13 protein-coding genes are annotated in these 13,675 nt (G+C 67.2%); 7 read left to right on the top strand and 6 right to left on the bottom strand.

What is annotated here, in order from left to right:
* Window position 1 precedes the first annotated feature (1 nt).
* From BJ980_RS02800 to BJ980_RS02790, 3 genes are all read right to left on the bottom strand, one after another.
* Window positions 2-388 (bottom strand): RNA polymerase-binding protein RbpA, encoded by a 387-nt coding sequence (locus tag BJ980_RS02800; protein WP_179500883.1) that lies wholly within the window; start codon window positions 386-388, stop codon window positions 2-4.
* Between the two features lie 201 nt (window positions 389-589).
* Window positions 590-1,969: an MFS transporter gene (locus BJ980_RS02795; protein WP_179500882.1), complete on the bottom strand. Its 1,380-nt coding sequence runs from the start codon at window positions 1,967-1,969 to the stop codon at window positions 590-592.
* Entirely contained in the window at window positions 1,966-2,766 is an 801-nt protein-coding gene (locus BJ980_RS02790; protein ID WP_179500881.1) for a glycerophosphodiester phosphodiesterase family protein, read from the bottom strand. The genes BJ980_RS02795 and BJ980_RS02790 overlap by 4 nt, the downstream gene beginning before the upstream one ends.
* Window positions 2,767-2,870: 104 nt before the next feature.
* On the opposite strand from BJ980_RS02790, the gene BJ980_RS02785 reads away from it, so the two are divergent.
* Window positions 2,871-3,137, top strand: coding sequence for a TFIIB-type zinc ribbon-containing protein (locus BJ980_RS02785; protein WP_179500880.1), 267 nt, complete (start codon window positions 2,871-2,873; stop codon window positions 3,135-3,137).
* 69 nt (window positions 3,138-3,206) lie between these two features.
* Here BJ980_RS02785 and BJ980_RS02780 read toward each other — a convergent pair whose 3' ends face one another.
* On the bottom strand, window positions 3,207-4,736 hold the full coding sequence (locus tag BJ980_RS02780; protein WP_179500879.1) for a helix-turn-helix domain-containing protein: 1,530 nt from the start codon (window positions 4,734-4,736) through the stop codon (window positions 3,207-3,209).
* Between the two features lie 96 nt (window positions 4,737-4,832).
* On the opposite strand from BJ980_RS02780, the gene BJ980_RS02775 reads away from it, so the two are divergent.
* Together BJ980_RS02775 and BJ980_RS02770 are read left to right on the top strand one after the other, a co-directional pair.
* Window positions 4,833-5,849 carry a zinc-dependent alcohol dehydrogenase family protein gene (locus BJ980_RS02775; protein WP_179500878.1) on the top strand — a complete coding sequence of 339 codons (1,017 nt, stop codon included), beginning with the start codon at window positions 4,833-4,835 and terminating at the stop codon, window positions 5,847-5,849.
* Window positions 5,846-6,034, top strand: a complete 189-nt coding sequence (locus BJ980_RS02770) for a hypothetical protein (protein ID WP_179500877.1) — start codon at window positions 5,846-5,848, stop codon at window positions 6,032-6,034. The genes BJ980_RS02775 and BJ980_RS02770 overlap by 4 nt, the downstream gene beginning before the upstream one ends.
* Window position 6,035: 1 nt before the next feature.
* Here BJ980_RS02770 and BJ980_RS02765 read toward each other — a convergent pair whose 3' ends face one another.
* Entirely contained in the window at window positions 6,036-7,328 is a 1,293-nt protein-coding gene (locus tag BJ980_RS02765) for a nucleoside transporter C-terminal domain-containing protein (protein WP_218855393.1), read from the bottom strand.
* A 117-nt stretch (window positions 7,329-7,445) separates the two neighbouring features.
* Entirely contained in the window at window positions 7,446-7,760 is a 315-nt protein-coding gene (locus BJ980_RS02760; protein WP_179500876.1) for an HU family DNA-binding protein, read from the bottom strand.
* A gap of 301 nt (window positions 7,761-8,061) precedes the next feature.
* Between BJ980_RS02760 and BJ980_RS02755 the strand changes: the two genes are divergently transcribed.
* The 4 genes from BJ980_RS02755 (at window position 8,062) to BJ980_RS19195 (ending at window position 13,658) form a co-directional block, all read left to right on the top strand.
* On the top strand, window positions 8,062-8,640 hold the full coding sequence (locus BJ980_RS02755) for a TMEM165/GDT1 family protein (protein WP_179500875.1): 579 nt from the start codon (window positions 8,062-8,064) through the stop codon (window positions 8,638-8,640).
* A gap of 35 nt (window positions 8,641-8,675) precedes the next feature.
* Window positions 8,676-11,033, top strand: coding sequence for an ATP-binding cassette domain-containing protein (locus BJ980_RS02750; protein WP_179500874.1), 2,358 nt, complete (start codon window positions 8,676-8,678; stop codon window positions 11,031-11,033).
* 148 nt (window positions 11,034-11,181) lie between these two features.
* Window positions 11,182-12,486 carry a uracil-xanthine permease family protein gene (locus tag BJ980_RS02745; RefSeq protein ID WP_179500873.1) on the top strand — a complete coding sequence of 435 codons (1,305 nt, stop codon included), beginning with the start codon at window positions 11,182-11,184 and terminating at the stop codon, window positions 12,484-12,486.
* Window positions 12,487-12,578: 92 nt separating this feature from the next.
* Window positions 12,579-13,658 carry a ferredoxin reductase gene (locus tag BJ980_RS19195; RefSeq protein WP_179500872.1) on the top strand — a complete coding sequence of 360 codons (1,080 nt, stop codon included), beginning with the start codon at window positions 12,579-12,581 and terminating at the stop codon, window positions 13,656-13,658.
* Window positions 13,659-13,675 lie beyond the last annotated feature (17 nt).

The raw sequence follows: 13,675 nt of genomic DNA, 5'->3' as shown, positions 1-13,675 counted from the left end.
CTCAGGCGGAAGTCTTCTTCTTCTTGCCCTTGGCGCGGTGCAGGTGAGCGGGACCGATCTCTCCGCCACGCAGCAACTCGAGCCGCTCGGTGAGAATGTCCTCGAGCTCCTTGATGGAGCGACGCTCGAGCAGCATGTCCCAGTGGGTTCGGGCCGGCTTCTCGACCTTCTCCTCGGGCAGGATCCCATCGACGCTCAGGGCGACGGCGCCGCAGCGCGGGCACTCCCAGTTCGCCGGGATGTCGGCCTCGACCGACATCGGGATCTCGAAGGAGTGTCCCTGAGGGCAGGCATAACCCACCTGCTGCCGGGCGGCGAACTCGATGCCCCGCTCGTCCTCGAAACTTTGGCCTCCCAGCCGTGCTCCACGCAGTGTGCGCTCTGCCATCAGCCACCTCCATTGCTAGTTCTCGGCCACTTCTCACTGTTGAGACGGGTTGGCCGTCTCTCCGTGACGCCGAAATCGACGGCTCTTGTCAGCCGTCATGACTTTCAACGTTAGTGGGCCACGCAAGATTCCGTAACCGAAACGAATGTGTCCGAGCACACTCAGGGCGCACAGGTCACAGGTCGCCCGTCATTCGGCCTGTCATCGGGGTGGCGCCTGGGTGACCAGGGCCGAGTCGTCGCTGACCTTGCTCCGCACCGGGATCAGGAGCAGCAGGCCGGTGGCGATGACCACCAGGATGCCGAGGATGCCCCAGTGCTCGGCGTCGTCGTTGTCGCTCACACCGCTGACGGCCGCGCCGATGATGATCGCCAGCGACCAGGCCGCCGGCGCCATGAAGCTGACCGCGCGCCCGGTCGTGGCATAGAGGCCGAAGACCTGGCCCTCCTGGCCCTCGGGGATCAACCTGGCCAGGAAGGTGCGGGACGCGGACTGTGCGGGACCCACGAAGATGCACAGGATCAGGCCGAAGATCCAGAAGATGGTCTTTCCGCCGTCGTGGAAGATGAACACGCAGCTGCCGGCGATCATCATCGAGACCAGGGACAGGATGATCACCCGCTTCGGGCCCAGGAAGTCGTCGAGGGCTCCGAATGCAATGGTGGCGACGCCGGCCACGAGGTTGGCCGCGACGCCGAAGATGATCACGCCACCGTCGGAGAACCCGAAGGTTCCGGCCGCGAGAACGCCACCGAAGGTGAAGACACCGGCCAGTCCGTCACGGAAGACCGCGGAGGCGAGCAGGAAGTAGGCGGTGTTGCGGTCGGTGCGCCACAGGTCGGCGACGGTGGCGAAGAGCAGCTTGTAGGAGGCGATGATGCCGATCTTCGGGCCCTTCGCCTCACGCTGGACCTTCTCGTCGCGCAGGGTGATGAACACCGGCAGCGAGAACAGCAGCGTCCAGGCGGCACAGATCAGCATCGTCACCCGGACGTCGAGCGACTCCTCGTCAGTGATCCCGAAGATGCCGACCTCGGGGTTGATCAGGCCGAAGTAGACCAGCAGCAGCAGCACGATGCCGCCGATGTAGCCCAGGCCCCAGCCGAGCCCCGAGACCCGGCCGACGGTCTTGGGCGTGGAGATCTCGTTGAGCATCGCGTTGTAGTTGACCGACGCGAACTCGAAGAAGACGTTTCCCGCCGCCAGCAGGAACAGGCCCAGCCAGAGATAGTCCTCCCCCGGCTTGACGAAGAACAGGCCGGCGGATGCCAGGACCACCAGAACGGTGTTGACCGCGAGCCAGAACGAGCGCCGACCGGAGCGGTCGGCACGTTGGCCGGTGATCGGGGCGAAGACGGCCACCAGGACACCCGCCGTGGCGAGCGCCCAGCCGAGCTTGGAGCTGGCCCCCGGACCGAAGGAGTCCGAGGTGATGTAGACGCTGAAGACGAACGTGGTGATCACCGCGTTGAAGGCGGCCGACCCCCAGTCCCACAGTCCCCATGCATAGACCGGCCAGCCGAAGCGTGCCTTCGGCTCAGTTCCATTCACGGTGCCTGCACCGGTGTCCGTCCCGCTCATGCCGTCCCCTCCCAGAGCCCGCGTGCCTGCAGCACGTCCTTCAGTATGTCTGTGCGATCGGTCATCAAGCCGTCGACGCCCGTGTCGACCAGGTCATTCATCTCCACCGGGTCGTCGATGGTCCACACGTGGACCTGCACGCCGACCGAGTGAGCCTTGCGCACCAGCCACGGACTGGCCACGCGAATGCCGCGACGGCGGTGCGGGATCTGCAGCGCACTCACCCTGCCCCGCGTCAACGCCTTGGCGATCCGGCCGGTGGGGGAGAGCACCCAGATCACGACCTCGAGCGGGCAGGCCGAGGTCGGCACCGCGCCGGCCGTGATCTTGCGGAAGCGGTTGAGGTTGCTGGCCGAGAAGGAGCCGACCAGCACGCGGTCCTGCAACCCTCGCGAGGTGACGAATTCGGCGAGGGGTTCCACGGCGCTGCCCGACTTGATGTCGATGTTGAACCGGGCGTGGGGGAACTCGTCGAAGAGCTGCTCCAACGTGGGCACCCGCTCACGTTCGCCGATCAAGGCCTCCTGGACCTCGGCGCAGGTGAGCGAGGCGATCTCGCCCTTGCGGTCGGTGACCCGGTCCAGGACCGTGTCGTGGAACGCGAGGAGCCTGCCGTCGCGCGTGGCGTGCACATCGGTCTCGAGGTAGTCATAGCCCAGGGCGACGGCATGCCTGAAGGCCGCCATCGTGTTCTCCAGGCCCTCGATCTCCGGGTGGAAGGCGCCCCCGCGGTGGGCGAAGGCGATCACCCCCTCGGGGTCATCGAGATAACGATATCCAGTGCGTGCGCGGGTCACCCCTGCATTCAACACGTCGATGGAACGATCCTCGTGGCCGAACCGCCGTGCGGCATCAGCCCGGATGATCGGACGCCGCCCAGTTCGAGGAGTAGCCTCGATCCATGGAGGAATCGCTGAACTGTCCCCGCTGTGGCAACGAGATGGAAGTTCGCTCGATCGGTCGGGCAACCGTGAGCCGGTGCCCCGACGGCCATGGTGTGTTCCTGGCCCGCGCCGAGCTGGGCGACCTCATCGACGCGGAGAACGACTGGCACACCAGTGGCGGTGGTTTCCACACCGCGCCGCTGCCGCGGATCACCGCTGACATGAACGCGCCGCCGCCGTCCCCGGCCAAGGCTCCGGCCTGGATCGCCACCCTGTTCCACTGAGCGGCGGGGTGCTTTGAGCCGCGGTTGAACTGAGCGGGCCCCAGGCATCACCCGGGTCCCGCTCAGGTCTCAGATGTCGCGGAACGTGACGATGTTCGCGCCCAGCGTGTTCAACCTCTCGGCCAGGTCCTCATAACCGCGGTGGATGACGTACGTCGAGCGCAGCACCGACGTGCCCTTCGAGGCGAGCATGGCGAGCAGGATGACCACTGCCGGGCGCAGCGCCGGCGGGCAGACGATCTCGGTGCCGGACCAACGCGTCGGACCCTCGACCAACACCCGGTGCGGGTCGAGGAGCTTCACCTGTGCACCGAGCTTGGTCAGCTCGGTGAGATAGATCGCCCGGTTCTCGTAGACCCAGTCGTGGAGCAGGGTCTGGCCCTCGGCCACGGCGGCGATCACGGCGAAGAAGGGCAGGTTGTCGATGTTGAGGCCCGGGAACGGCATCGGGTGGATCTTGTCCAGGGGGGCTTTGAGGTCGGACTTCTTCGTGGTCAGGTCGACCAGTCGGGTGGCTCCGTTCTCGGCGACGTACTCCTCGGAGCGGGAGTAGTCGAAGCCCATCTCCTCCAGGGTGGCCAGCTCGATCTCGAGGAACTCGATCGGCACCCGGCGGATGGTGATCTCGGACTTGGTCACGATCGCCGCGGCGAGCAGTGACATGGCCTCGATCGGGTCCTCGCTGGGGGCGTAGTCCACGTCGACGTCGATGGTCTCCAACCCGGTGACGGTCAGCGTGGTGGAGCCGATCCCGTCGACCCTCACTCCGAGCCGCTGGAGATAGAAGCAGAGGTCCTGGACCATGTAGTTGGACGACGCATTGCGGATCACCGTGGTGCCCGGGTGCAGCGCAGCGGCCATCAGCGCGTTCTCGGTGACGGTGTCACCGCGCTCGGTGAGCACGATCGGGCGACCCGGCTCGATGGTGCGGTTGACCTGGGCGTGATAGCTGCCCTCGGTGGCCTTCACGTCGAGACCGAACGGGCGCAGCGCCGCCATGTGCGGCTGGACGGTCCGGTCGCCCAGGTTGCAGCCCCCGGCGTAGGGGAGGTCGAAGACGTCCTCACGGTGGAGCAGCGGGCCCAGGAACATGATGATCGAGCGGGTACGGCGTGCCGCGTCCTCGTCGATGTTGGCCAGGTCGAGGTGCGCCGGGGGGACGATCTCGAGGTCGTTGTTGTCGTTCAGCCAGCGCGTCTGCACACCGATGCTGTCGAGCACCTCGAGGAGTCGGTTGACCTCTTCGATGCGGGCGACCTTGCGCAGCGTCGTGCGGCCCTTGTTCAGCAGCGAGGCGCAGAGCAGGGCGACACCCGCGTTCTTCGACGACTTCACGTCGATGGTGCCCGAGAGCGTGGTCGGACCGGTGACGCGCAGGTGCGTGGGGCCACCGGCGCCGAGGGCGACGATCTCGGAGTCGAGGGCCGACCCGATCCGGGCCAGCATCTCGAGGGAGAGGTTCTGGTGACCGCGCTCGATGCGGTTGACGGCGGACTGACTGGTGCCGAGCAGATCGGCGAGCTGTTGCTGGGTGAGCCCGCGGTGCTTGCGTGCGTCGCGGATCAGGTTGCCAATGCGACCGAGGTAGTCCTGTGTCATGCCGGCCACCGTATCTCAGATATGAGATAGGCCCAAGGGCTCGGAGACGTGTCCTCCCCGACAGCCCCGACTCGGGCCGTCTGGCAGGATCGAGCCATGCATGCAGCCACGATCCACGCCGCTGGTGACATCCGGTGGCAAGAGGTTCCCGACCCGAAGATCACCAAGGACACCGAGGCCATCGTGAAGGTGGTGGCGGGCTGCATCTGCGGCTCCGACCTGTGGCCCTATCGAGGTGAGAACCCGATCACTGCGGGGGACACCATCGGCCACGAGTGCGTCGGCATCGTGGAGGAGGTCGGGGGAGCGGTGCGCTCGTTCCGCCCCGGCGACTTCGTGATCGTGCCGTTCTGCCACAGCGACAACACCTGCGCGCACTGTCGGCACGGGTTCACCTCGGTCTGCGAGAACCTCGGCTTCACCACCAGCGGCCAGGGCGAGTACACCCTGGTCCACGAGGCAGAGGGTTCGCTGGTCAAGGTCGACGGCACTCCTGATGCCGGGTTGATCCCGTCGCTGCTCGCCCTCTCCGACGTGATGCCCACCGGTTGGCACGCCGCCGTCGCGGCGGGCGTCACCCCCGGCAGCACCGCTGTCGTCGTCGGCGACGGGGCTGTCGGGCTCTGCGGGGTCCTCGCCGCGTCCCGGCTGGGCGCCGAGCGGATCATCGCCATGTCGCGCCACGAGCCACGCCAGGAGATCGCGCGTGCCTTCGGGGCCACCGACATCGTGGTCGAACGCGGCAAGGAGGGCGCTGCCCGGATCGCAGACATGACCGACGGTGTCGGCGCCGACTCCGTGCTCGAGTGCGTCGGCACCGACCAGTCGATGAAGACCGCCCTGAAGGTGGCCCGACCCGGCGGCAACGTCGGCTTCGTCGGAGTCCCGCACGGCGTGGAGCTCCCGATCCGCACCATGTTCCAGCGCAACGTCGGCCTGCGCGGCGGGATGGCTCCTGTCCGCGCCTACCTGCCCGAGCTGCTCGAGCTGGTCACCTCGGGGGCCATCAACCCGGGGCTGGTCTTCGACCTGACCCTGTCGATGCCGGACGTCGCCGAGGGCTACCGAGCGATGGACGAGCGTCGCGCCGTGAAGGTGTTGTTGCAGCCGTGAAGCGCGGGGTTCCGATCGCGCTCGGCGTGGTGATGATCATCGCCGGCTTCGTCCTCTGGGGTCAGGGCCTGGGGGCGATCGAGGGCAGTCCGATGACGGGCAGCAAGTTCTGGGCGTACGCCGGTCCGCTCATCGCCGGTTTCGGAGTCGCCCTGATCATGGTCACCCTGCAGCGGCGACGCTGACTCAGCCGACCAGGACGCCGGCGATCGCAGCGCTCATCAGGTTGGCGAGCGTGCCGGCCAGGACGGCGCGCAACCCGAGCTCGGCGATCCGGGAACGTTGGGTCGGGGCGATGCCGCCCAGGCCTCCGAGCAGGATCGCCAGCGACCCGAGGTTGGCGAAGCCGGTGAGGGCGAAGGTGATCACGGCCCGGGACTTCTCGCTGAACTCCCCGGCCTGGGGTGCGAAGTCGGCGAAGGCGACGAACTCGTTGAGCACGATCTTCTGGCCCAGGAAGCTGCCGGCGTCCAGCGCTTCGTGCCAGGGGACTCCGACGGCGAACATGACAGGCGCGAAGACGTAGCCCAGGATCTGCTCGATGCTGAGGTCGTCCTGGCCGAACCAGCCCCCTACACCGCCCAGGATCAGGTTGCCCAGTGCGATCAGGGAGATGAAGGCGAGCAGCATGGCGCCGACGTTCGCGGCCAGCTTCAGGCCGTCACCGGCACCGCGCGCTGCCGCGTCCAGGACGTTGGTGGGTGGTTCCTCCTCGTCCTTCTCCGCGACGGGCGCGTCTGGCCCCGTCGACCCGGCCGTCCCTTCCCCGTCCGTCTCGGTCGTCTCCTTCTCCGCAGTGTCGCGCCCCGCGCCCTCCAGGGCGCCGGCCGGGACCAGGATCTTTGCCATCAGCAGGGCGCCCGGAGCGGCCATGAACGAGGCCGCGATCAGGTAGTCGAGCCTGGCGCCGAGCAGCGAGTAGCCCACGAGCACGGAGCCGGCCACGGTGGACAGACCGCCTGCCATCACCGCGAAGAGCTCGGAGCGGGACAGCCCGGCGATGTAGGGCTTGATCACCAGCGGCGCCTCGGTCTGGCCCACGAAGATGTTGGCGGCGGCATTCATCGACTCGGTCTCGGTGGTGCCCAGGAGCTTGGACAGCCCACCGCCGACGAATCGCACGACCATCTGCAGGATGCCCAGGTGATATAGGACGGCGGTCAAGGAGGCCACGAAGACGATCACGGGCAGCACCTGGAAGGCGAAGATCGTTCCGGTGCCCTCCTTGGGGATGATCGGGCCGAACAGGAAGGCGATGCCGTCGGCGCTCGAGTCGATCACCGCCTGCACCCCCGATGAGGCCTTGTTCAGTGCGGTCTTTCCCCACGGCACGAAGAGCACGAGCACCCCGAAGCCGACCTGCAGGGCCAGGGCTATCGAGACCGTGCGGAAGCGGATCCTTCGTCGGTCGACCGAGAAGAGCACGGCGATGGCGAGCACGACCGCCATGCCCCCGAGGCCCCAGAGAACGTCCAGCACGAGATTTCTCCTCGTCCGTTGAGCAGCAGATGTCTGTGTGCCGGTCAGGATGGCACGTCACAAAGCACGAACCCCGCCAACCCGGTGATCCGGTGGCGGGGTTCGTCGTGGCTGGTGTCAGCCGCGCGCCTTGCGAGTGGCGGCCTGGTCCTTCTTGCTGGCTGCCACGTAGGTCTTGAAGCCGCTGCCTGCCTTGAAGGCCGGGACGTTGGTCTTCTTGATCTTGATGGTTTCGCCGGTCTGCGGGTTGCGGGCCTCGCGGGCCGCGCGCTCACGCTTCTCGAACGTGCCGAAGCCGGGGATCTGCACCCGGTCACCCTCGGCGACCGCGTCGCTGATGGTGTTGATGACGGCAGCCAGGGCTGCTTCGGCGTCCTTGCGGGTGCCGCCGGTCTGCTCGGCGATCGCGTCGACCAGTTCACGCTTGTTCAATTTCTCCACCACTTCAGGAATCGGGGATGTGCGTACGCTCCGAAACTAACGAGGTTTTGGGTTGAAATCCCGGGAGGGCAGCCGCGACACGCCCATGGGACGGGGTTTCATGTACTCTTTGGGCCGAAAGGGAGTAGTCCCCAACAGGTTCGTCGACACACTGGCCCCCGGGCCCGGCGGATCGGGCCAGACATCTGGCGGACGAGACTTTCGACCAGACGCACACCCACTCATGGATGTGTCCGGTCGAAGGGACGTCCACATCTCGTCTCCTCCGGCCGGGCCGAGGAGAACACAAGAAATGTATGCCTTCCTGCTCAGCACCGCGGTCATCTTCGTCGCGGAGCTGGGGGATAAGAGCCAGTTGATGGCGATGACCTTCGCCACCCGCTATCGCGCCCGCGACGTGATCCTCGGAATCACTGCGGCGACCGCCATCGTGCACCTGGCCTCGGTCGGGATCGGAGTGGCGATCGGGTCGTCGTTCGCCGACTACCAGGACTGGATCTCGATCGTCGCCGGCGTCGCCTTCCTGATCTTCGCCGCGTGGACGCTGCGCGGCGACGAGCTCACCGAGGACGAGGCGCAGAAGGCCAAGAACAGCAAGGGCATGGCGATCCTCGCGGTCGGAGTGGCGTTCTTCCTGGCCGAGCTCGGTGACAAGACGATGCTCGCCACGATCACCCTGGCCACCCAGGAGGGCTGGTTCGGCACCTGGCTGGGCAGCACCGTGGGCATGGTGGCCGCGGACGCACTCGCCATCGCCGCAGGCGTGCTCCTCGGGCGCCAGCTGCCGGAGAAGGTCATCAAGTACGGCGCGGCCGCGGCGTTCCTGATCTTCGGTCTGCTGCTCATCGCGCAGGGTGTGGGCTGGCCCTGAGGCCGGCAGCCCGGCCTGGCCGCTAGTTTTGGTCCATGACGACTCACGCTGCGGACAGTCACGACCTGATCCGCGTGCAGGGCGCACGCGAGAACAACCTCAAGAACGTGAGCATCGATCTGGCCAAGCGCCGGCTGACCGTGTTCACCGGAGTCTCCGGGTCGGGCAAGAGCTCACTGGTCTTCGCGACGATCGCAGCTGAGTCGCAGCGGATGATCAACGAGACCTACAGCACCTTCGTGCAGGGCTTCATGCCGTCGATGGCACGCCCCGACGTGGACCGGCTGGAGGGCCTGACCACGGCCATCATCGTCGATCAGGAGCGACTGGGCGCCAACCCGCGCTCGACGGTGGGCACCGTCACCGACGCCAACGCGATGCTGCGGATGCTGTTCAGCCGCCTGGGGGAGCCCCAGATCGGTCCACCCAGCGCGTTCGCGTTCAACGTGCCCTCGGTCTCCGCCTCCGGAGCCGTCACCGTGGGCAAGGGCGACAAGGCCATCGCCGAGAAGGTCACCTTCAACAGGCTGGGCGGCATGTGCCCACGCTGTGAGGGCAAGGGTGCGGTCAACGACTTCGACAACGCCGCGCTCTTCGACGAGGAGAAGTCGATCAACGAGGGCGCGATCATCGTTCCCGGCTATTCGATGGACGGCTGGTACGGGCGGATCTTCCGGGGCAGCGGCTTCTTCGATCCGGACAAGCCGATCAAGAAGTACAACAAGCGCGAGCTGCACTCCTTGTTGCACAAGGAGCCGACCAAGATCAAGGTCGACGGCATCAACGTCACCTACGAGGGCCTGATCCCGAAGATCCAGAAGTCGATGCTCTCCAAGGACGTCGAGGCGATGCAGCCCCACATCCGCGCGTTCGTCGAGCGGGCGGTCGTGTTCACGACCTGCCCGGAGTGTGAGGGCACCCGGCTGGCCGCCGAGGCCCGTTCCTCGAAGATCAAGGGGATCAACATCGCCGATGCCTGCTCGATGCAGATCAGTGACTTGGCAAGCTGGGTCCGTGAGCTCGACGAGCACTCGGTCGGCCCGTTGGTCGCGGGCCTCCAGCACCTGCTGGACTCCTTCACCGCGATCGGCCTGGGCTACCTGTCGCTGGACCGCCCCTCCGGCTCGCTGTCCGGCGGTGAGGCCCAGCGGACCAAGATGATCCGGCACCTGGGCTCCTCGCTCACCGACGTCACCTACGTCTTCGACGAGCCGACGATCGGCCTGCACCCGCACGACATCGACCGGATGAACGACCTGTTGCTGCGCCTTCGCGACAAGGGCAACACGGTGCTGGTCGTCGAGCACAAGCCCGAAGCGATCGCGATCGCCGACGAGGTGGTCGACCTCGGCCCGCTCGCGGGGACCGGCGGGGGAGAGGTCGTCTATCAGGGCGACCTCGCGGGCCTCCGCGCCAGCGGCACCCTGACCGGTCGTCATCTCGACTACCGGGCCCGGGTCAAGGACGACGTACGCACCCCGACCGGCACCCTGGAGATCCGAGGTGCCTCCCGGCACAACCTCCGCAACGTCGACGTCGACGTACCGCTCGGTGTGCTCACTGTCGTCACCGGTGTCGCCGGCTCGGGGAAGAGCTCCCTGATCCACGGCTCGGTGGCGAGCCTGGACGACGTCGTGGCGATCGACCAAGGGGCCATCAAGGGCTCCCGACGCAGCAACCCAGCGACGTACACCGGTCTGCTCGAGCCGATCCGCAAGGCCTTCGCCAAGGCCAACGGGGTCAAGCCCGCCTTGTTCAGCGCCAACTCCGAGGGCGCCTGCCCGACCTGCAAGGGTGCCGGCGTGGTCTACACCGAGCTGGGCTTCATGGACACCGTCTCGACGCCCTGCGAGGACTGCGAGGGCAAGCGCTTCCAGGCAGCTGTGCTGGAGCACGAGCTCGGCGGCCGCGACATCAGCCAGGTCCTGGCGCTGTCGGTGGCGGAGGCGCTCACCTTCTTCTCCGAGGGCGAGGCGAAGATCCCCGCTGCGCACAAGATCCTGCAGCGCCTCGACGACGTCGGCCTCGGCTACATCAGCCTCGGCCAGCCCCTGACCACCTTGTCCGGCGGGGAACGGCAGCGGATCAAGCTGGCCACGCACATGGGGGAGAAGGGTGGGACCTATGTCCTCGACGAGCCCACCACCGGACTGCACCTGGCCGACGTCGAGAACCTGCTCGGGTTGCTGGACCGCCTGGTCGACTCCGGGAAGACCGTGATCGTGATCGAGCACCACCAGGCCGTGATGGCCCACGCCGACTGGATCATCGACCTGGGCCCGGGAGCCGGCCACGACGGCGGCTCGGTCGTCTTCGAGGGAACGCCCGCCGAGCTGGTCGAGCGCGCCTCGACGCTGACCGGGAAGCACCTGCGCGAGTACGTCGCCGGCTGACCTGCTGCACTCGGGCGGGATGCACGTGGCGATGCCGGATCCCGCCGCAACCAGAGGCCGCGGAACCTCGGTGCCCGGGGGCCAGTAGGCTCAGCGCGCTCCGGGCCCAAGTCCGCCCCGGCGCTCGTGCTCACCCCGGAGGTTTCCCTTGATCTGGACCACCCATGGCGACGGACGCACCGTCGCTCCCGAGGCAATCGTCGCTCCCGGCGAGCGACTCTCCTGGCCTCGCACCATCGGGCTCGGTGCACAGCACGTGATTGCCATGTTCGGGGCGACCTTCCTGGTGCCGATCCTGACCGGTTTCGACACCAGCACGACCCTGCTCTTCTCCGGCGTCGGGACGTTGCTGTTCCTCCTGATCACCCGCAACCGGGTGCCCAGCTATCTCGGTTCCTCCTTCGCCTTCCTCGGCCCGGTGGGAGCGGCGATGGCCGGACCCGGGATGGGGGCCGCGCTCTTCGGCATCGTGTTCACCGGCGCACTGCTTGCGGTGGTCGGTCTGATCGTCCAGGCAGTCGGCACGGGGTGGATCCATGCCCTGATGCCGCCCGTGGTGATGGGTGCGATCGTCGCGCTGATCGGGTTCAACCTCGCGCAGGCCTCGTGGGGCAACGTCGTGAACGCCGCGGGCAGTCCCGACGGGCCGGACATGGACAGCGTGTTCCTGGCCTTCGTCACGGTGCTCGCCGTCGTGGTCGTCGCCGGCCTCTCCCGGGGAATGATCGGTCGAGTGGCGATCCTGGTCGGGTTCGTCGTCGGATATCTGGTCGCGCTCGGCAAGGACATGGTGGACTTCGGCGACGTCGAGAAGGCCGCGTGGGTGGGGCTGCCCGAGCTGACCACCCCTTCGGTGGAGTGGTCCATCCTGCCGATGTTCCTGCCGGTCGTCTTCGTCCTAGTCGCCGAGAACGTCGGGCACGTCCGCAGCGTGGCGCACCTGGTCGGGGATGACTCGATCAACGACGAGACCGGTCGTGCTCTCTTCGCCGATGGCGCGGCGACCGTGATCGCAGGCATCGGTGGAGGCTCGGCCACCACGACGTACGGCGAGAACATCGGGGTGATGACCGCCACCAGGGTCTTCTCGACGGCGGCCTACTGGGTGGCAGGCATCGTGGCCGTCCTGCTCTCGCTCTCGCCGAAGTTCGGCGCCCTGCTGCACACGATCCCCGTCGGTGTGATCGGCGGCGTGACGCTGGCGCTCTACGGCATCATCGGCCTGATCGGGGTCCGGATGTGGATCGACAACCGGGTCGACTTCGGCGTCCAGAAGAACCTCTACTCCGTGGCCGTGGCCCTGATCATCGCCATGGGCATCGGCAACGGGGTGCTCAGCTTCGGTGACCTGGACCTCGGTGGCATCGCACTCGGCACCGCTGCCGTGCTGGTGATCTACCACGGGATGTCGGGTCTCGAGCGTCTCCGGGGCGGTATCCGACAGGAGGGCTGAGCGTCACGCTTTTCACGGATCGGATCGGCTGTTGACCTACTCAGTCAACATGTGTTCACTGAGTAGACGAACGCCGAACGACAGGGGAGCGCATGACTGCCGGAAGCACGATCTCGTGGGACCGCGTCCGCAAGGCGGGGTCCAAGCTGACCACACCGTTGCACCCCGACGACTACCTGCGCCTGATCAATCCGCTGTGGACCTCGCGTGAATTGCGGGGACGGGTGGAGAAGGTCGTCAAGGAGACCGAGGACGCCGCCACCCTGGTGATCAAGCCTGGCTGGGGTTGGCGCTGGAGCCACCGGCCGGGTCAGTACATCGGGATCGGCGTCCCGGTGGACGGCAAGTTCCAGTGGCGTTCCTACTCGGTGAGCTCGCCCACCAAGCGCCGGGGCCACACCATCGCGATCACAATCCGGGCGATGCCCGAGGGCCTGTTGTCCTCGCACCTGGTCAACGGCCTCGCGCCCGGAACGATCGTCCGCCTGGCCGCTCCCGAGGGCGACTTCACGCTGCCGGACCCACCGCCGGCCCGAATGCTCTTCCTGGTCGGCGGCAGCGGCGTCACCCCGGTGATGTCCATGCTGCGCACTCTCGATCGACGCGGGACCATGCCCGAGGTGGTGATGCACTATTCCTCACCGACGCCGGATCGGATGATCTTCCGCGATGAGCTCCTCGCGCTCGAGAAGAAGCACGAGGGCTTCACACTCCATCAGCTGCACACCGACACCGACGGCATCCTCGACCTCGGCGAGCTCGACGCGATCTGCTCGGACTGGCGTGAGCGGGAGACCTGGGCCTGCGGTCCCTCGCCGATGCTGGACGCGATCTCCGCGCACTTCGAGGCGGCCGGCCTCGAGGATCGACTCCATCTCGAGCGGTTCACCCTGGAGCTCGGGGGAGCCGGGGGAGAGGGCGGAACGCTCACTTTCCGGAACTCAGGCAAGCAGGTGGAGGCTGACGGCGCGACCACCATCTTGGAGGCAGGGGAGGAAGTCGGCGTCGGGATGCCCTTCGGGTGCCGGATGGGCATCTGCCACACCTGCACCCTCACCCTGGTCTCCGGCACGGTTCGCGACCTGCGCAGCGGCGACGAGTTCGGTCAACCGAATGAGCCGGTACAGACCTGCATCACCGCCGCGGTCGGCGACTGCACGTTCGACATCTGACCCTCGAACCACGAAAG

The sequence above is a fragment of the Nocardioides daedukensis genome (assembly GCF_013408415.1).
Taxonomy (GTDB): Bacteria; Actinomycetota; Actinomycetes; order Propionibacteriales; family Nocardioidaceae; genus Nocardioides; species Nocardioides daedukensis.
The sequence above is the reverse complement of the archived record's forward strand: the minus strand, read 5'-3'. Positions and strand labels throughout refer to the sequence as shown.

What these genes read in the sequence shown, in the direction of transcription:
- BJ980_RS02780 (WP_179500879.1), bottom strand. Translation starts at nt 4,736, where the DNA reads ATGACACAGGACTACCTCGGTCGCATTGGCAACCTGATCCGCGACGCA.
- BJ980_RS02800 (WP_179500883.1), bottom strand. Translation starts at nt 388, where the DNA reads ATGGCAGAGCGCACACTGCGTGGAGCACGGCTGGGAGGCCAAAGTTTC.
- BJ980_RS02750 (WP_179500874.1), top strand. Translation starts at nt 8,676, where the DNA reads ATGACGACTCACGCTGCGGACAGTCACGACCTGATCCGCGTGCAGGGC.
- BJ980_RS19195 (WP_179500872.1), top strand. Translation starts at nt 12,579, where the DNA reads ATGACTGCCGGAAGCACGATCTCGTGGGACCGCGTCCGCAAGGCGGGG.
- BJ980_RS02775 (WP_179500878.1), top strand. Translation starts at nt 4,833, where the DNA reads ATGCATGCAGCCACGATCCACGCCGCTGGTGACATCCGGTGGCAAGAG.
- BJ980_RS02755 (WP_179500875.1), top strand. Translation starts at nt 8,062, where the DNA reads ATGTATGCCTTCCTGCTCAGCACCGCGGTCATCTTCGTCGCGGAGCTG.
- BJ980_RS02795 (WP_179500882.1), bottom strand. Translation starts at nt 1,969, where the DNA reads ATGAGCGGGACGGACACCGGTGCAGGCACCGTGAATGGAACTGAGCCG.
- BJ980_RS02785 (WP_179500880.1), top strand. Translation starts at nt 2,871, where the DNA reads ATGGAGGAATCGCTGAACTGTCCCCGCTGTGGCAACGAGATGGAAGTT.